Origin of the sequence: Arthrobacter stackebrandtii, from assembly GCF_017876675.1 — a bacterium.
GTDB classification, from domain to species: domain Bacteria; phylum Actinomycetota; class Actinomycetes; order Actinomycetales; family Micrococcaceae; genus Specibacter; species Specibacter stackebrandtii.
This window is the reverse complement of the sequence record NZ_JAGIOI010000001.1, coordinates 3,449,132-3,466,784: the sequence shown is the minus strand read 5'-3', so window position 1 is coordinate 3,466,784 and position 17,653 is coordinate 3,449,132. Positions and strand designations below refer to the sequence as shown.

General features: G+C 60.8%; 20 protein-coding genes. 14 read left to right on the top strand and 6 right to left on the bottom strand.

Going from position 1 to position 17,653, the window contains the following annotated elements; translation table 11 throughout:
* The first annotated feature begins 63 nt into the window (after positions 1-63).
* The 5 genes from JOF48_RS15160 to JOF48_RS15145 all read left to right on the top strand — a co-directional run bounded on the left by JOF48_RS15160 (position 64) and on the right by JOF48_RS15145 (position 3,178).
* Positions 64-660 carry a hypothetical protein gene (locus tag JOF48_RS15160; protein WP_209681967.1) on the top strand — a complete coding sequence of 199 codons (597 nt, stop codon included), beginning with the start codon at positions 64-66 and terminating at the stop codon, positions 658-660.
* 120 nt (positions 661-780) lie between these two features.
* Positions 781-1,587 carry a carboxylate-amine ligase gene (locus JOF48_RS20205; RefSeq protein WP_209681965.1) on the top strand — a complete coding sequence of 269 codons (807 nt, stop codon included), beginning with the start codon at positions 781-783 and terminating at the stop codon, positions 1,585-1,587.
* Positions 1,479-1,952, top strand: a complete 474-nt coding sequence (locus JOF48_RS20240; protein ID WP_483414900.1) for a glutamate-cysteine ligase family protein — start codon at positions 1,479-1,481, stop codon at positions 1,950-1,952. The genes JOF48_RS20205 and JOF48_RS20240 overlap by 109 nt, the downstream gene beginning before the upstream one ends.
* Complete coding sequence (locus JOF48_RS15150; protein ID WP_209681962.1) at positions 1,874-2,164, top strand: transposase; 291 nt, start codon at positions 1,874-1,876, stop codon at positions 2,162-2,164. Before JOF48_RS20240 ends, JOF48_RS15150 begins: the two co-directional genes overlap by 79 nt.
* On the top strand, positions 2,165-3,178 hold the full coding sequence (locus JOF48_RS15145) for a ferrochelatase (protein ID WP_209681956.1): 1,014 nt from the start codon (positions 2,165-2,167) through the stop codon (positions 3,176-3,178).
* A 97-nt stretch (positions 3,179-3,275) separates the two neighbouring features.
* On the opposite strand, the gene JOF48_RS20055 is transcribed toward JOF48_RS15145, so the two are convergent.
* From JOF48_RS20055 to JOF48_RS15135, 3 genes are read right to left on the bottom strand one after another with little or no spacing between them, the layout of a single operon-like run.
* Positions 3,276-4,211, bottom strand: a complete 936-nt coding sequence (locus JOF48_RS20055; protein WP_342591260.1) for an SDR family oxidoreductase — start codon at positions 4,209-4,211, stop codon at positions 3,276-3,278.
* Entirely contained in the window at positions 4,144-4,758 is a 615-nt protein-coding gene (locus JOF48_RS19740) for an NAD(P)H-binding protein (RefSeq protein WP_245346564.1), read from the bottom strand. The genes JOF48_RS20055 and JOF48_RS19740 overlap by 68 nt, the downstream gene beginning before the upstream one ends.
* Entirely contained in the window at positions 4,755-5,543 is a 789-nt protein-coding gene (locus tag JOF48_RS15135; protein ID WP_209681955.1) for a tryptophan-rich sensory protein, read from the bottom strand. The genes JOF48_RS19740 and JOF48_RS15135 overlap by 4 nt, the downstream gene beginning before the upstream one ends.
* Positions 5,544-5,685: 142 nt before the next feature.
* Between JOF48_RS15135 and JOF48_RS15130 the strand changes: the two genes are divergently transcribed.
* From JOF48_RS15130 to JOF48_RS15095, 8 genes are all read left to right on the top strand, one after another.
* Complete coding sequence (locus tag JOF48_RS15130; protein ID WP_209681953.1) at positions 5,686-6,183, top strand: MarR family winged helix-turn-helix transcriptional regulator; 498 nt, start codon at positions 5,686-5,688, stop codon at positions 6,181-6,183.
* Entirely contained in the window at positions 6,180-7,289 is a 1,110-nt protein-coding gene (locus tag JOF48_RS15125; RefSeq protein WP_209681951.1) for a polyprenyl synthetase family protein, read from the top strand. Before JOF48_RS15130 ends, JOF48_RS15125 begins: the two co-directional genes overlap by 4 nt.
* A 69-nt stretch (positions 7,290-7,358) precedes the next feature.
* Complete coding sequence (locus JOF48_RS15120) at positions 7,359-8,258, top strand: phytoene/squalene synthase family protein (protein WP_245346563.1); 900 nt, start codon at positions 7,359-7,361, stop codon at positions 8,256-8,258.
* Positions 8,255-9,892, top strand: coding sequence for a phytoene desaturase family protein (gene crtI, locus JOF48_RS15115; RefSeq protein ID WP_342591259.1), 1,638 nt, complete (start codon positions 8,255-8,257; stop codon positions 9,890-9,892). Before JOF48_RS15120 ends, crtI begins: the two co-directional genes overlap by 4 nt.
* On the top strand, positions 9,889-10,245 hold the full coding sequence (locus tag JOF48_RS15110) for a lycopene cyclase domain-containing protein (protein ID WP_209681948.1): 357 nt from the start codon (positions 9,889-9,891) through the stop codon (positions 10,243-10,245). Before crtI ends, JOF48_RS15110 begins: the two co-directional genes overlap by 4 nt.
* Positions 10,242-10,601, top strand: coding sequence for a lycopene cyclase domain-containing protein (locus JOF48_RS15105; RefSeq protein ID WP_342591258.1), 360 nt, complete (start codon positions 10,242-10,244; stop codon positions 10,599-10,601). The genes JOF48_RS15110 and JOF48_RS15105 overlap by 4 nt, the downstream gene beginning before the upstream one ends.
* Before the next feature lie 3 nt (positions 10,602-10,604).
* Positions 10,605-11,462, top strand: coding sequence for a prenyltransferase (locus JOF48_RS15100; protein WP_209681947.1), 858 nt, complete (start codon positions 10,605-10,607; stop codon positions 11,460-11,462).
* A gap of 37 nt (positions 11,463-11,499) precedes the next feature.
* Complete coding sequence (locus JOF48_RS15095; protein WP_209681945.1) at positions 11,500-13,014, top strand: cryptochrome/photolyase family protein; 1,515 nt, start codon at positions 11,500-11,502, stop codon at positions 13,012-13,014.
* Between the two features lie 28 nt (positions 13,015-13,042).
* On the opposite strand, the gene JOF48_RS15090 is transcribed toward JOF48_RS15095, so the two are convergent.
* On the bottom strand, positions 13,043-15,283 hold the full coding sequence (locus JOF48_RS15090) for an MMPL family transporter (RefSeq protein WP_209681943.1): 2,241 nt from the start codon (positions 15,281-15,283) through the stop codon (positions 13,043-13,045).
* Positions 15,284-15,390: 107 nt separating this feature from the next.
* Between JOF48_RS15090 and JOF48_RS15085 the strand changes: the two genes are divergently transcribed.
* Complete coding sequence (locus JOF48_RS15085) at positions 15,391-15,975, top strand: MarR family winged helix-turn-helix transcriptional regulator (RefSeq protein WP_209681942.1); 585 nt, start codon at positions 15,391-15,393, stop codon at positions 15,973-15,975.
* Between the two features lie 755 nt (positions 15,976-16,730).
* Here JOF48_RS15085 and JOF48_RS15080 read toward each other — a convergent pair.
* Together JOF48_RS15080 and JOF48_RS15075 are read right to left on the bottom strand one after the other, a co-directional pair.
* Positions 16,731-17,015: a hypothetical protein gene (locus JOF48_RS15080; RefSeq protein ID WP_209681940.1), complete on the bottom strand. Its 285-nt coding sequence runs from the start codon at positions 17,013-17,015 to the stop codon at positions 16,731-16,733.
* A gap of 61 nt (positions 17,016-17,076) precedes the next feature.
* The gene (locus JOF48_RS15075; protein WP_209681938.1) at positions 17,077-17,604 is read right to left on the bottom strand and encodes a hypothetical protein; all 528 of its coding nucleotides are present in this window, start codon (positions 17,602-17,604) and stop codon (positions 17,077-17,079) included.
* Positions 17,605-17,653 lie beyond the last annotated feature (49 nt).

The window sequence follows — 17,653 nt, the reverse complement described above, 5'->3', positions numbered from 1 at the left end:
CCATGGGAGCGTCTCCTCATCCCACGCCCCCTTCCGCTCCGCTCCGCGCCGCGGACAGTTCATATGAACGGGGCCAATATTTTTCTCATCATCTGCTGGTTGGTTTCCTTGGCACACGGGAATGGAGGCACCTGTGGCGGTGCGGAACCGAACAACATGGGTGGATTGAATCTATTTGCGTTGTCGATCAGTCGTGGTTCGGCGGGCACGTGGGGCATTGAACTGATGAGGAGGTGTGCAATGATGATCGATCCGCGTCCAGCCGGCACCGAGAATTCTCTTGCCATTGCCGGTTCACTCGTCACTTGTTCCGACTGCCGCACAGCTACTTATGTGACGGTCGAATCCATCCAGTCTGTGGTCCCCCGACTCGACGGTTGGGTGATGGTGGAGTACAGCTGCCGCAAGTGCGGATCCTGCTACGCGCTGAAGGCCTCGGTGCAGGCAGTGGCGTGTTTCCTTACCCTTTCTGATACGCAACGCGGCGTGATGAAGTCTAGTCGCTATTACATTCATTGTGGTGAACCCATGGTGCGCACTGGCTTGCATCTCACGGGTGTCGGTGATGATGACGTTGGTCTCAGCGATGCACATTACGTTCGCCTGTCCACGGATGTTTTGCGATGCCATTGTGGTTTTCAAATGCTTTTACCCGGTTAGGGCGGGAGAACAATTTTGGTGGTTCAATGGCCAGTACCGTCCACTGGGCACAGGTGGTTGGGCGGCGGTTAACTCCAGAAGTGATCAAGACCGGACCGGACGGGAGGTGCGTCGACGAAGTTGACCTTTGGGATTGAGGAAGAGTTCGTTTTCCTGGACCGTGTATCTTTGACGCCGGTCCCTGTCGCGGCGGATGTTCGATGCGACCTCCACGGGTTTGATTCTGCCCGGGGTGTGGTTCAGAGCGAGTTTCTACGCTCTCAGTTGGAGTACGCGTCGCCTGTGTTGAGATCGTTTCAGGAGGCGGTCGACGCGTTGTGGGGTTTCCGGGAAGCCCTTGTGAGGTGCGCCGAGAGCCAAGGTGTTTCGGTCGCTGGGGTCGGTACACCGTTTGATAACCCGGCGGAGGCCAACGTGACCGACGATAGTCGGTACGCGGCTATTTCCGACAGCGTTGGTGAACCGGCGTTCGAGCACCATATCAACGGTTTGCACATCCATGTGGGAGTCCCGGATCGCAATGCCGCCATTGGTGAGTTGAACTATCTGCGCCGGTGGTTGCCAGTCTTGTTGGCGATGTCCTCAAACTCGCCGTTTTGGTGTGGCCAGGACAACAGGTTCTCCAGTTGGCGTACCATTCAGTATCGGCGGTGGACACCTGCAGGATGTCCACCAACGTTTATCGATGCAGCGGGCTACGACCGCAGGACCAAGGCGCTGATCGGCACCGGCGTCACCGCGGACAAGGGATCCATTTCATGGTCCGCCCGGCTTTCATGCCACCAGCCCACAGTGGGAATACGGGTTGCTGATGCCAGTTGGAGCCCTCCACGACGCTGCTGCTGGCTTTGCTGGGGCGGGCACTGGTCGCCACCTCCATGGGCCGGTCTGCGGCTTTGGCCTTGGTGCCGGGTCCTGAATTGTTAGATGCGGCGTTATGGCATGCGGCACGACACGGCCTTGACGGTGCATTGCTTCATCCGGTCGAGCTCAGGCTTGCACCAGCCGCGGAGGTTGTTCAGGTGTTGCTGGCCGAATCACGTCAGGCCTTGAAAGCATCCGGTGACCTTGCCATCGTGACAGCATTGGCCGAGCAACTCCTGCGGACTGGTCCGGGGCAGACCGCCAACGCCAGGCTTTCGCCCTACACGGCAGAGCTGGTCTCGCTGAGGTGTATTACTGATGTGAGACAGTCTTTGAAAGGATTGTTCCCATGTCTTCTCGACCAACCTATTCCGATGAGTTCAAAGCCGATGCCGTTGCCTTGGCTGAATCCTCTGGCCGCCCGATAGCTCTTGTAGCTGCTGAGCTTGGCATTTCTCTGACCGCGCTCAAGCGCTGGATCAAGCTCTCCCGTGAGGGCCAAGAAGGCGGCGACCGGAAACCTGATGCACCCGTGGATGCCGCTAGATACAAGGCCATGGAAGTACGACTGCGTGAGCTCGAACGGGAGAATGACTTCCTAAAAAAAGTTTCAGCGTTCTTCGCGAAAGAACAACGGTAGATGACCTCTATCGTCTTGGTCGAAGTCGGTGAGCACTACTACGGTTTCGGGGGAAAGTCTCCGATCAACGAGCAGAACCAGAATCTCTTGCAAGCATTGCGGCAAGAACTGGCAAAGCGTGGGATCAAAACACCGATCCTGTGGGGGAATCGGAATTGGGCTCCGTTCCTGACCGATGTGGCCCGGGACTTCGTCGCCGAGACCGGAGGCAATAGTTTTCTTGCCATTGACACTTCGGCCTATTCTTCCTATTCATCCTGCCGGCAGTACCGTGAAGATTTTGCCCAAACGATTGAAACCCTGGCCAATGAAGGCATACCAGTCACCTTCGATAAGATCCGTCAGTATTACAACCATCCTGGGTTTGCTGAGGCTGAGTTGGGCTGTGTCCGTCGGGCCATCGAAGCCTTCGCACAGGAAGTAGGCGAACTTGATCCTCGCCGCCATCGCCTGCTGTATGTTACGCATTCAATTCCCCAGAGCATGCAAGATGCGTCGGAGCGATGGACAGCCGGATACCGCAATCAGCATGAACAGCTGATCGACTGGATTGACGGGGAGCTCGGCTCGGAACAACCGCTGAAGTCAGAGCTGGTCTATTGTTCCCGCTCGGGTGCCCCCCATGTGCCGTGGCTCGAGCCGGATGTGAACGACCGCCTGGAGGAGCTCAAGGCGGAGGGCATCGAGGGTGTCATTGTTGTCCCTTTGGGTTTCGTCTCAGACCATATGGAGGTCAAGTACGATCTCGACACAGAGGCAGCACAGAGCGCGGCCGCGTTGGGCATGACGTTTTTGCGTGCTGATTCGGTTGGTACTGATCCTGCCTTTGTTGCCGGTCTTGTTGACGCGGCTTTGGAACGTGCTGCCCAGCTCAGGGGGGAGGCTGTGGAGTCCCCTTCAGTGACGGGCGAACCTGCATTGGGGCCGGGCTCTGGTGCATGCTCAATCTCGTGTTGCCTGGGCAGGCAGGAGAAGTCCGCGTTCCCATCGTGGCCTGCCGGCGCTGATTCATAGGTAGGCATGCCCGGACCACCACAGCGTGCCATGGCATTGGGCCTCCGAACGATGGGGGCGTCGACCAGTGACTGCGACGCGGACCCCGAGTGGCTCCTTATTCCAAGTGCCGTGGGAGGTTGCGATCGATCTCCTCGGCCGCCATGGTGATGCGTTTGGACATGGACGAGAAGATCCGGCCGTGAAAGGGCAGGATGGCCAGCCAGTAAAGACGGCCGGGAATGCCGTAGGGGAAAAAGACGGCACGCTGGGTGTAGCGGCTTCCAGACACAGTGGGGGCGACCGAGAACTCGAGCCACGCCCGGCCCGGGGCGCGCATCTCTGCTTGCAGTCGCAGAAGTTGACCGGGCACTATTTCTTCAACCCGCCACCAGTCAACGGCGTCTCCGAGGGAGAGGCTTCCCCGGCTGCGCCGGCCGCGGCGCAGCCCGACCCCGCCTACCAGCTTGTCCATGAGGCCGCGCAGTGCCCAGGCCACTGGCAGCGAGTAGTATCCGGTCTCCCCGCCTATTCCTTGAATGACTTTAAAAACGCTCTCGGGGCGGGCTTGGGTGTCGCGTTCACGCACATCCGTAAAGACCGTGTGTCCAGCCCATTGTGGGTCTGTCGGCAGCGGGTCTGCTGGTGATTCCAGCGCGTGTGCGCTCACCCACGTCGTTTCCACCGTGTCCTCGCGCATCTTGGCCAATGCCAGTTCCACCGCACGCAGGTATCCTGTCAGTCCGTTGGCAGGGCGGGCTATCACTGCGTCTATGTGATGGTTGCGCATCACGCAGTCGTGTTGGAGTGATTCGACGAGGGGGACCGCCAAGGACCGCGGAATGGGGGTGACCAGGTTGACCCATTGGGCGGCCAACCAAGGGGTCAGTACAGGAAGGGGCAGGATCTTTGGCCGGCGAATTCCTGCAGCATCGGCGTAGAGCCGCATCAGGTCCGCATAGCTGTGGGATTCCGGGCCGCCAATGTCAAAGCGGCCCGACACCTCCGGTGGCAGCGCTGCAGCCGCGCTGAGGTAGTGCAGGGCATCGCGCACGGCGATGGGCTGCACTTGGTTCAACACCCAGCGGGGGGGCCGGCATCACTGGCAGTACGTCCGTGAGGTGGCGGACCATTTCAAAGCTGGCTGAACCGGAGCCGATGATCAGTCCAGCCTGCAAGGTCAGGGTGGGGACGCTGCTGGATTCAAGGATCTCACCAACCTTGACCCTGGAAGTGAGGTGCGCGCTGAGCTCGCCGTCGGGATGCAGCCCGGACAGGTAGATCAAGCGCTGCAGGTCCGCGTTCTTGGCTGCAGCTGCCAGCACCTGCGCGCACCTTTCCTCGACCGGCCCGAAGTCCTTGGTGCCACCCATCGAATGCGCCAAATAGTAAAGGACTTCTGCACCTGCGCACAGTTCCCGGACCGCTTGTGAATCTGCCAGATCGCCAACGACAACGGTGACCTTCTTGCTCCACGGCACATCGCGCAAGGCATTTCGACGCCGGGTCAGGACCCGTACATCGTGGCCCTGTTCCAGGAGGACGGGGACAAGGCGTCCCCCGATATAGCCGGTTGCGCCGGTGACGGCAATGACACTCATGGGGCCTGCTCCGATGTTCGGTTGAACTTTTTTCGGCGCGTGGCAGCTGCCACGAGCGCGTACAGAATGACCAGGGCGGCGGCGCAGAAGGCCGTGATCGCCACTGGCGCCGATTCCAGCCCGCCATCGCTGCGGCCCACGCCAATCCAAGCGATGCCCCACGCCATGGCCACCGCGGCCGCTATGCGCCCTCCGGAGGAGTGGACTGTACCGGCGGCAATAAGTGCTGCAACAACCACCAGGACTGCCGCCAGCGGGGTGGCCCATGCTGCGCCCTCCCCCACACCCAGCGACGACAGCCACGCTGCAATGTTTGCCACTGCAGCAACACTGACCCAGCCCAGGTAGGGGCCGAAGGCCAGGGAGGTAATCCAGCGCTCCGGCGCAGATTCCGCTCCGGGGATCATGAGCAGGAAGATCTTGATCAGGACTACCAACAGAATCAAGATCACCAGGACGCTGAGTCCCAGTAATCCCAATTGCACCACACCGATCCACAGCGCGTTGATGACGGCCGAGGCTGCGGCCCAGGGGCGGATCTTTTGCTGGGATTGGCTTTGGCCGGCTGTCGCGGTCAACTGCCAGCCTGCATAAACCAGCAAGGCCGTGTAGATGAAGCTCCAGATGGAAAAGGCTCCCGTTCCCGGTGCCAGCAGCGTTGAGTCAGCGCCGAGACGCCCGCCAGCGGCGTCGGCAATGGGGGTGCCTCCCAGCACTCCACTGCCGTAGAAGGCTGCCAATGTTGCCAGCAACACCGCGGCAGCGCACACCATCCTCGCCGTCATTGACGCTGAGTATGTAGTTGGCATTGCAAATACCCTTCCCAATAGAGCCCCACTGGACAGCTCTCGTCCCCACTCGACAAGTGTGAGTCGTGTAACCCATAATGTATCTAGATAGGCGAGCAATCAACCCCTCGAGGTAAAAATGACAGAAAGCCCTCTCGAACAGACCAGCGGCGGGCCGTCAGCGGCCCGGTTGTTGCAGGAAGTCCTGCTCTTCAACGACGCGCTCCAGCATTCGCTTTGCCGCCAACTTGACATCAACGAAACTGATTTCAAGGCACTGCAGCATCTGACCTTTGGAACAGCGCTGACCCCGGGTGAATTGGCGGCTAAGCTGGGCATCACTTCTGCTGCGTCAACCGCGCTGGTTGACAGGTTGAGCGCACGGGGGCAGGTGGTGCGTACTCCGAACCCCTCGGACCGGCGCAGCGTCCTGGTACATGCCAGCCCAGACACTGTGGAACTGGTGGTGACGGCGCTGCGTCCGCTTTTTAAGGATCCAAATGATCGACTGAACAACACCGCGCCGGAGGAACACCAGGCCGTCATAGCTTTTCTGGAAGACATCCTGCACTCGATCCATGCCGGGATCGATTCCTTCCCTGCAACGACCGCCGCGAAACGGAGAGCCCGATCATGACCTTGTCGACCTGGACAATCGCCCAATCCACAGCAGGACTCAGCCCTGCCACAAGTGCAAGATTTGACGCAGCAGTCCGCCATGAGATCGTTCAACTGGTAGATGGCTACAAAAAGGAGGCCGCAGCCTATTCACCGGCCACGTCGATCATGTGGGAACGCATTCTTGCCTCCTTGGAGGGCGGGAAGCTTACCCGGCCGCGCCTGGTCAGGCTGGGCTACGACGCCTTCGCTCCCCAACGCAGGCAGGAGCAGCCCGCCGAGAAGCGGGTGGTCCTTCTGGGCTGCGCCTTTGAACTGCTGCACACTTCGTTGCTGATGCATGATGATGTCATTGACCGGGACTTCACCCGCCGGGGAAGGCCCACGTTGTCTGCGCAGTACCGCGACGATGCCCTGGCCGCGGGGCAGAGTCGGCCCGACGCGGACCATGCCGGTCATTCTGCCGCGATCATTGCCGGAGACCTGCTCCTCGCCGCGTCGATTGCGGTGGCACTGCGTGCCGGCGCCTCACTGGATCATGCCGGCGCCATTGAACGGTCCTTTCAACTGGCCATCCACAATGCTGGCGCCGGAGAGCTAGAAGACCTGCTCTATTCCTTGGATCACTCTCCTGCGAAGGTCCAGGACGTCCTGCGCATGGAAGGATTGAAGACCGCGTCCTATTCCTTCAGGTTTCCGCTGCAAACCGGAGCGCTGTTGGCCGGTGCAAGCCCGGCACAGGCAGCCGCGCTGGCGGACATCGGCGGCCAACTCGGGGTCGCGTATCAACTCATTGATGATGTATTGGGCACGTTTGGAGATCCCGGCAAGACCGGAAAATCGGTTGACTCCGACCTGCGTGAAGGGAAAAGCACCATTTTGACGGCGCTGGCTGCTGAACAACCCGAATTTGGTGAAAACCTTAAATTGTTGCGCACCCACACGGCCACGCTCAAGTCGCTGCGTTCCGCCCTGGCGGCTGCCGACGCGGAACCGTTGGCTCGTCAGCTGGCCAAGGAACTCTGCGACGGGGCCCTGTTTTCGGCCCGGCAGCTGGCATTGCCTGAGGCTGTTTCGGCCCAGCTGAAAGACTTTGCAACACTGATCTTGACCAGGGGGGCCTAGTTCATGGGCCATGAGACTTCAGCCAATTCGACAGCGGCGAGGCGTGCATCCGGGGTTGCTCCCACACCCTTGGAACGCTACTCTGCAACGGCCAGCAGCAGCGCCCGGGTGGTGATCAAGAAGTATTCAACCTCATTCTCGCTGGCCTGCCGGATGTTGGACAAACAATCACGGACGCACATTGAAAACGTCTATGCCCTGGTCCGCCTGGTCGATGAAGTGGTGGACGGGGTGGCTCGCGAGGCGGGGCTCAGCGATCAAGCAACGGCCCAGGCCTTGGACCGGCTGGAAGCCGAAACGGAAGCAGCCTTGCGGAGCGGCTACAGCACCAACATGATTGTGCATGCCTTCGCCTGCACGGCAAGGCTCAGCAACATTGGCACCGATCTGACCCGCCCCTTCTTCACCTCCATGCGCAACGATCTAAGCATCTCAAACCATGACGAGGCCTCCCTCGATCAGTACATCTTCGGCTCCGCCGAAGTGGTGGGGTTGATGTGCCTGCGTATTTTCCGTTGCGCACCGGACTCCCCCACAGGCCACGAGGCCGAGGCGGAATCTGCGGCCAGACGCCTCGGAGCAGCATTCCAAAAAGTCAACTTCCTGCGCGATTTGGCCGTGGACACCAGCGAGCTGGGCCGCTGCTATTTCCCGGGTCTGGATCCTTCGGGATTTTCAGATGACCACAAAAATGAGCTGGTCCGGGAGATTCGTGAGGACCTCGACGCCGCTGCCCGTGGCATCGCCCACCTGCCACCGCGCGCGGCTTTGGCGGTGATTCTGGCCCACAGGCTGTTTGCCGAACTCAATAGGCAGCTGGAACGCACCACTGCGGCGGAGCTTCGCCTCCACCGGGTGTCGGTGTCCTCCGGGCGCAAGGCGACGATAGCACTGCAAACCCTGCTGCCATATGCCTTCAAGCGGCCCCGCCCGATGACCCGGCCACAGCACGAAGAGAGCCAAAAGTGAAAAACGACGACAAAAACGCCCTGCAGGCAGCCCACACCCACCACGTGGTGGTCATCGGCGGAGGCTTCTCAGGACTGGCGACGGCCGGTCTCTTGGCAGCGTCCGGTCACAAGGTCACCGTGTTGGAACAGCAGCAGCATCTTGGCGGCCGTGCGGGACGCCTGGTGCGGGAGGGATTCACTTTTGACACCGGCCCGTCCTGGTACCTCATGCCGGAAGTCATCGAGCACTGGTTCGGGCTGATGGGAACCAGCACGGACCAGGCGTTGGAACTGGTCAGGCTTGACCCCGGGTACCGGATCTGGTTTGGACAGGACGGCGGTTCACTGGATCTCTCAACGGGGGAGGAAGCGGACGCCGCCTTTGAGTCGTTATCGCCCGGAGCCGGTGCCGCGCTCGCGGACTACCGGGACGAAGCTCGGGAAAGTTACGGCCTTGCCCTGCAGCATTTCCTTTACGATGATTTCTCCTCGGCCAAAACGTTCCTCAACCCCCAACTGCTGAAGCTGTTGCCAAAACTTGCACCGCTTCTTGCCGGCTCGCTGGAAAAACATGTCGCCAAGCGCTTTGGCGACCCCAGGCTTCGGCAAATCCTTGGTTATCCGGCAGTGTTCCTCGGTTCCAGCCCGCAACGAACCCCGGCCCTGTACCACCTGATGAGCCACCTGGATCTCACCCAGGGCGTGCAGTACCCCCTGGGCGGGTTCGCACAGCTCGTCGACGCCATGGCGCGGATCTGCCGGGAGGCTGGTGTGGAGATCATTACGGATGCGCGTGTGGAAGGCATCGATGTCGGTGTGGCCGCTGGAACACCGCGGGTTGAGGCGGTGAGGTGGGTGAACACCGCGACAACGGGGACCAAGCGCCATGAGGTGAAGGCCGACGTCGTCGTCGGTGCCGCAGATCTGCATCATATCGAGACGGAGCTGCTGCCGAAGAAATTTCGCTCCCATTCGGCGTCGTCCTGGAAACGTCGCGACCCTGGCCCCAGCGCCGTGCTGGTGTGTTTGGGTGTCAGAGGCAAACTCCCTCAACTGAACCACCACAACTTGCTGTTCACCAGGGACTGGGGGGAAAATTTCGCCCGCATCCACGAGGGACGCGATCTTGAACCAGAAACCAGCATCTACGTCTGCATGCCCAGCCATACCGACCCTTCCGTTGCTCCTGTGGGAGATGAGAACCTGTTCATCTTGGTCCCTGCGCCAGCCCTGCCCTCCTGGGGCAGCGGCGGCCCCGACGGCACGGGCAGCCCCAAGGTGGAGGAGGTGGCGAATGCCGCCATTGACCAGCTGGCTGCCTGGGCGGGAATTGCGGACCTCCGCGAGCGCATCGTGGTGCGGCAAAGCTATGGTCCCGAGGATTTTGTCAACAATGTCAATGCGTGGCGCGGCGGCGCACTGGGACTGGCACACACGCTGGGACAAAGCGCCTTCTTCCGCCCAGCAAACCGCAACCCCAAGGTCCGTGGGCTGCACTATGTTGGCAGTTCGGTGCGGCCGGGGATTGGCATCCCGATGTGCATGATCAGCGCCGAGCTCGTGGCAAAACGCATCAACGGGATCAGGACTCCGGGACCGTTTGCCCTCGATGCCGCCGAACCGGCACCGTTGCGGGAACAGGCGGGATCATGACATACCTGTTGATCCTGATTGTCCTGATCATCTGCATCGCCACGCTCGATGCCAGATACCGGCTGTTCGTCTTCTCCCAGCCGCTGCCTGCACTGCTGACACTGTTGGTCGGCACCGGCATTTTCCTGCTGTGGGATGTCATCGCCATCGCCGGGGGCATCTTTCTACATCGCGAATCCGCACTCATGACCGGGCTCATGCTGGGGGAGCAACTGCCGGTGGAGGAAGCCTTCTTCCTCTTCTTTCTCTGCTACCAGACCATGGTTCTGGTAACAGGCTTCCTGCGCTGGCGGTCGTCCCGGCGGCCGCAACACCGCGCACCTGACACTGCCGCCGCCAAGGAGGCGATGTGAGCTTCGCGTTGCTTTCCCTGTGTTTCATGGCCGGCTCTGCCCTGCTGCTGCTCCTGGCACTGCGCGTGAGGCGCATCAGCCTGCGCCGCGTTCTTCCGGCGCTTGGATTCTCCCTGGCAATTCTCCTTATTCTGACAGCGGTCTTTGACAATGTGATGATCGGATCGGGACTTTTTGATTACGGCCGGCAGACACTGCTGGGGCTGCGGGTGGGGCTGGCCCCGATTGAGGACTTCAGCTACCCGGTCAGCGTGGTGCTTTTTGCCCCGGCTTTGTGGTGGCTTGCCGGCGGGCACCCTCCGGCAGCTTCAGCCCGGGAAGCGGCAGCAACCAGCACCACCCAGGCAGGAGTATAGGCCATGCTGCGTGAACTCTTGCAGACCTCCCGCCCCGTTTCCTGGATCAATACCGCTTACCCTTTTGCTGCAGCCTATTTTCTGTGCACTGGAACCATGGACTGGATTCTTGTCCTGGGCACGATCTTCTTTCTCATTCCCTACAATTTGGCCATGTACGGCATCAACGACGTCTTTGACTACGAGTCCGATCTGCTCAATCCCCGAAAAGGCGGCGCAGAGGGGGCCCTGGTGGACCGCAGCAGACACCAGGGAATCCTGCTGCTGTGTGTGCTGGCCGTGCTGCCCTTCCTCGTTGTCCTGGTGATCGTTGGCTCGTTGCAGGCGAACCTGGTGCTGTTGCTGTCCATGGCGGCACTGGTGGCGTACAGTGCCCCGCGCCTGCGTTTCAAGGAACGCCCGTTCCTGGACTCGTTGACCTCCAGCACCCATTTTGTTTCCCCCATGGTTTACGGGCTGGTGCTGGCCGGAGCACATTTCAACACCGGGTTGCTGGCAATCACGGCTGCCTTCTTCCTGTGGGGCATGGCATCACACGCCTTTGGGGCTGTGCAGGACATTGTCCCGGACCGAGCCGCATCCCTGGGATCCATCGGGACCGTGTTGGGAACCCGTCGGACCGTGGCGTTGGCCGCGCTGGCTTACCTGCTGGCCGGCATCCTGTTGGTGTTCACCGACTGGCCCGGACCGTTGGCAGCACTGCTGGCAGTGCCGTATCTGCTCAATGTCTTGCCGTTCCTGGCCCTGCAGGATTCCGACTCGGGCCGGGCACACACAGGATGGGTGCGTTTCCTCTGGTTGAACTACGGGACGGGCTTCTTTGTCACCATGCTGTTGATTTGGTATTCCCTCACACGGTAAGCCCGGGTAAGACATGACATTAAGGACCTCAGCTGCCATGACCAATTCTGCTGTGCACACCGTGCATCTTGTCTGGTTCCGGGATGATCTGCGGGTTGCCGACAACCCCGCACTTTTTGCGGCCCTGGAACATAACGACGCCGGCACGCTCACCATCGCCGTCTACGTGCATGACGAAGTTTCCCGGAATATCAGGCCCCTGGGATCCGCAGCACGATGGTGGCTCCACCATGGCCTGCAGGAACTGCGTGCCCAACTTTCGACCTTGGGTGTGCCGCTGCTCTTGCACCAAGGAACGGCACTGGAAAAGCTCCCCCAGGCGGCAGGGGGCATCCTTGAACAATTTTCCCTGAGCCCTGAAAACCTCTCGGTCTATTGGAACCGTCGTTATGGTGGCGGGGAAAGGGCCGTCGATGCTTCCCTCATGGCGCACCTGCGTGAACGCGGCGCCGCCGTCACCAGCTTTTCCGGAACCCTGCTGCACGAGCCTTGGACCGTGCAAACCCAAGAGCAGCGCCCTTACAAAGTTTTCACACCCTTCCATAACGCCTCGCAGCGGCTCCCGCTGCGCCCGGCATTGCCGGCACCGGCAACCCCTCAATCTGCCCGTGCACCGCAGATGCACCTTGGCGAGGAACTGGATGGTTGGGGGTTGCTGCCCCGCAACCCGGATTGGTCGGCCGGGCTGGCTGCGGCCTGGACTCCCGGCGAGTCGGCAGCGCACGAGCGCCTCGCAGTAGTGCTTCAGGACGTGGCCGCCGACTATCAGCTCGGGAGGGACCGCCCCGGGACGGACGGCACCTCACGACTGTCACCGGCATTGCGGTGGGGGCATGTGAGCCCGGTGCAAGTATGGGAAGCGCTGGGGACGTTGGCGGCGGGGAATCAGGGAGCTGCCGACGGTGCCAGGGCCATCATGCGCCAATTGGCGTGGCGGGACTTTTGCTGGAACCAGCTGTACCACTGCCCGGATATGGGCACCATGAACCTGCGCCCGGAGTTCAACAATTTTGACTGGGCATGGCCTACGGAGTTGCTTCCCTCACCCAACAGCAGCCCCGGCGCAGCAAAGCCCCAACCGGGATCGGATCCTCCTGGGCAGGCCCGGGTCGATGCCTTATACGAAGCATGGTGCCGCGGTGAGACAGGTTTTTCGCTGGTCGATGCGGGCATGAGGGAACTGTGGGAAACCGGTTGGATGCACAACCGGGTGCGCATGGTCACCGCCAGCTTGCTGGTGAAGAATCTCGGCATCCACTGGCAGGCCGGTGAGGCGTGGTTCTGGGACACCCTGGTGGACGCGGATGCTGCCTCCAACCCGGCGAACTGGCAGTGGGTGGCAGGGTGCGGTGCTGACGCTGCACCGTACTTCAGGGTTTTCAATCCTGTCCTGCAAGCCAAGAAATTTGATGCCCTTGGCAGCTACCATGCACGGTTCGGGCCAACACTGAGCCAGCAGCCCGTGGTGGATTTGAAACAATCACGAACCGCCGCACTGGCAGCCTACGAGCACATGAGGGCAATGGCCCGAACCGGCGATGCCCAACACTGAAGGCACCGCCGGTTCGGGCAGCGAAAGACTAACTGTGGTGGTGCGCTGAGGGTGCCATGTCACCGCTTTCGCCCTCCGATGCGCCGGATAATTTCGACGGCCACCAGATGGTTTTTCCGATGTCGTAACTGAGTGCAGGAACCAGCAGCGACCGCACGATGAAGGTGTCCAGCAAGACCCCGAAGGCCACGATGAATGCGATCTGCGCCAGGAACAGGATGGGGATCACGCCCAGGGCGGAGAAGGTGGCGGCCAAAACCAGCCCGGCCGAGGTGATCACCCCACCGGTGATCACCAGCCCCCGGACAATCCCTTCACGCGTGCCATGTTTGACCGATTCTTCGCGCACACGGGTCATGAGGAAGATGTTGTAGTCAATCCCCAAGGCCACCAGGAAGATGAACCCGAACAGTGGAACGGCCGGGTCTGCGCCGGGGAAGTCGAAGATGTGGTTGAAGAAGAAGGCCGCAACTCCCAGCGCCGTGCCGAAGGAGAGGACCGTGGTCATGACCAGCAGCACCGGGGCCAGGATGGAACGCAGCAGCATCATGAGGATGAGCAGAATCACCACAAGAACCACGGGAATGATGAGGTTGCGGTCATGGATCGATGCGTCATTGGTGTCAACCGCGGTTGCCGTGACCCCGCCGACCAGGGCATCAGGCACAGTGCCGGCCAGGCTCGCCCTGATCTCACGCACAACGCCGGCCGCCGCGTCCGAGTCAGCAGCGGATTCCAGCGTGCCTTGGAGCATGACGTCTCCGGCGACCAAAGTGGGTTTGGGAACTGCAGCGCCGGGGGTGCCCATAGGCTGGAGTCCCTGAGTTGTCACCGTGGCGGCGCCACTGGGGGCATCCGCAGATATGACGGAAACCGATTCAATGCCGTTCTGCACCAGCATCACGTTTGCTGCCATCTGAAGCTCCGCCGCCGGGACCACCACCAGGACGGGGCTGCCGGTGCCGCCGGGGAAATGTTCGCCGAGAATGGCCTGGCCGTCACGTGCCCCCGAGGCGCCCAGCACCAAATCTGATTGCGGCACACCGCTGACATTGAGCGTGGTGGCACCAAAGGCACCCACCAGCAGGATAGCCGTTGTGGCCATCCAAATCAGCCTCGGGCGGCGCTTGATGATCCGGGCAAGTTTGGCCCAGACGCCTGTGGCATGTACGCCGTGCTCTGCGGCTACCACCTCGGGCTCAAATTTGGGCCGTCGCGGCCAGAAAGCGTTCCGTCCAAAGGCGTACAACAGAGCAGGCAAAAGGCTCAGTGCGGAGAGCATGGCAAAAAAGATGCCGACTGCGGCAACCGGTCCCAGCGAACTGTTGGATTTCAGATCGCTTAACAACAGGCACAACAGGCCGGCGATCACGGTCCCGCCGGAGGCTGCAATGGGTTCGGCGGATTTGCGGATGGCCGCCATGCTGGCAGCCCATTTGTCCGTGCTGACTCGCAGCTCTTCCCTGTACCTGGACACATAGAGCAGGGAATAGTCGGTGGCCGCGCCGATCACCAGAATGAACAGGATGCCTTGGGTCTGCCCGCTCAAGATCAGGATTCCGGCTTTTGCCAGCCACCACACACTCAGCAGCGCCACGCACAGGGCAAAGAGGCTCGTGGCGAGCACGGCTACGGGAAGCAGCAGGGAGCGGTAGACGAGGATCAGGATGATGAAGACGGCCAAGAGGGCCACCCCCAGAAGTATCCCGTCAATGCCGGAAAAACCTGCGATGAGATCTGCGGTGAAACCGGCAGGGCCGGTGACATGAACCGCTACCCCGTCGGTGACGGCAGCCCGCAGGGACGTGCCAATGGCGGTGACCACCGCACCGATGTCTGCATCGGCCTGGATCGGAACAAATGCCTGCACTGCCCGGCCGTCTTCGGAGGGAATGCCAGGGGACAGATCGGCTCCGACGCCGGGGATCTGCGGGAGCTTTGCGATCTCCTGGGACACTGCTGCAATATCAGTCTTGTCCAGGGCAGCAGTGCTGGAAAAAACCACCACGGCGGGGATCTCATCGGAGTCACGGAACTCGCCCAGCAACTTTTGTACCTGGGTGGCGTCAGCAGAAGAGGGGAGGTACGCGGTTGGGTCATTGGATGAAACTTCACTGACCTTGCCAAAATATGGTCCACCGATGGAACCGCCGGCGAACCAGACGATGATGATCAACGCGGGCAGCAGGATCCGCAGCCACTTTTTGTTATTTCCCGCCACTTTGTTGTGGCGGGTGCCACCGTTGCTCGACAGCAGTGTCTTAGTCATTGGTTCTTCTCCGGTAGCCGCATAATTTTAATCTAGTTTAGCTAGCAAGTAACTCAGCTTGCAACGTTGGTAGGTCTTTATATCGGGCAAAGGATAGAATTATGACCATGGCAAGTATCAAGGCAACCCCTGCACCATTGCCGCCCAACGTCTACGATGTCGATGCTGCCGACCCAAAAAGTGAATTGGTCGACCGCTCGGAAATGGACCCCTCCGACGTGGCGCACATTGGAGAGCTGATGGCTGCGCTGGGCAGACTGCGGGCCGCGGAGCAGGAGCTCTCGGAGGCGTCGCTGAAGTACATGAAGTTGAACCAGTCTGACATGCGGGCCCTGCACTACTTGATCGTCGCGGCCAACACCGAGACCATTGCCACCCCCGGAGCCATTGCCAGCCACCTGAAAATTTCGACGGCGTCCACCACCAAACTGCTTGACCGGCTGGAAAACGCAGGCCACATCATCCGCCAGCCGCATCCCAGTGACCGTCGCGCATTGGCCATTTCCATTACCGCCAAGACCCGCCAAGCAGCCATGGAAACAGTTGGCCGCCAGCAGTCCAAGCGGTTCCACGCAGCAGCGCGTCTCAGCGCCGCAGAGCGCGATGTGGTCATCCGCTTCCTGGACGACATGACCCAGGAAATTTCCCTTACGAATGAGCCATGGGCCCAGCCCCCAGCCTCACCGGAATAGCTTGCCTTCTCTGAAGGACGAAGGACCTCCACTCCTTATTTTTCGGTCAAATCATGCTGTCAAGACTAATCTCCCACGTGGACGATCCTCAACGGCGACTTGGCTGCCGCAAGTACTGGACGCCAACCCTATCCTGGCGACTTTTTGTGCCTATGCTGCTGCTCGCGGCCATGCCCGGCTGCACACCCCGGGCGAAGGCCATGTCAGCGCGGCCCAAGCCTTCCATACCGCTCTGACGGCCACGATCTGGAGGGCGCGTGTGAACTTCTGTCCCCTGTGACCGCCAATTCCGTGGCCAGGAAAGGAAGTGGCTCCTGTCGCACCGAGTTCAAGGATACGGGACTGGCTGTCGCGAGTATGGCGGGTCGTTCCTCGTCCGCGACCGAAGTGTTCGGCTGCAGCGCACTGGTCACGTTCGGTGAAGAAAATCTGTTCCTCACTAGATCATGCACCCGGTGGCTGATGACCGCCGCTGGTTGCAATGCCGTTGAGGGTGCACCGTATGACTGTGAAATTGGGGGCAGCTGACCACTGATGAACCTGTTTTTCGTAGAATTGTAGGGCAAGCCCCGAAAACGTCAAATGCCTCAACAGTGCCACTCATCTTTTACCCATCAAATTCAACCGAAAACCACGGCAATTGCTGACATGTCGTTGTCACCAAAAAAGAGACGAAAATTCCGGAAACTGCAAGAATTTTGATAGCCAGCGGCACCCGTCAGCATCCAGATAATGAGAGTCTCTTGGTCGTGGGTTCAATTCCCGCCCGGGGCACTTTTTGATGTGTCGAGACATCGTTGACTGATGTAGCGAGACATCACTGACAGAAGCTCTCTTTCTTTGGGAAGGGGCTTCAGTTTTTTCTTGGGTTGGTAGTTTTGGTTGCGGTCTATGGTGTGTTCGGCGGGGATCGCGCCGGTCGTGATGTCGGCGATCCGGACGATGACGCGTTTTCCCTTGTGGCCTCGGCCGATGGCCAGGTGGCGCATGGCCCCTGAGTAGCGCAGGACAATTGTCCCGGTTTCATCGATCCACTCCATACGAGCCTGGTGGTGCTGTTGACCTGCACCAAGTGTCGGGGCGGCATTCTAGGTGGCCTGGCTAGCGGCGGCCGCCCACTTCCCGGTGCCAATACTTGGCATCATCGCTGCCTACACGCAAAATCGCGTCCGGCTGCCACGCGGCAGGCCACATTTCCAGCAGGTAGAAGTCGAGGACACGGTCCGAATAATCATCGTCCCGGCCCGTGTCGCGTCCCCGGGCGCTGGCCCGCAACCGGTAGCTGCCAGGTTCCAGGCCTGCCAGGACTCCCCCGGACATGCCGGCCCACCCCCACCAGTGCAGCGCTTGCCCGGCGGGGATGGAAGTGGACACCTCCACGATGTCTTCCCACAGCGGACCGCCGATACCGGGCGGGACATCAACCAGCACGATTCGCACACTGGATCCGCCTGAACGGCGGGCAAGGTTGAGGTACACGCCGTCCGGGGCAGCTGCGCCAACCAGGCCATTGACCTGGCCGGTGAAGTTGCGGTCGAAGTTGCCGTCGAAACCGCCTCCCTCAGCCCAGACGAGGTCGAACTGCCCATAGTCGGTGTACACGACCAGGTCCATCAGCACGGTGTCCATGGGATCAGGCTACCGCCCGGCTGCCCACGGGGACGGAACCCGGGAACTC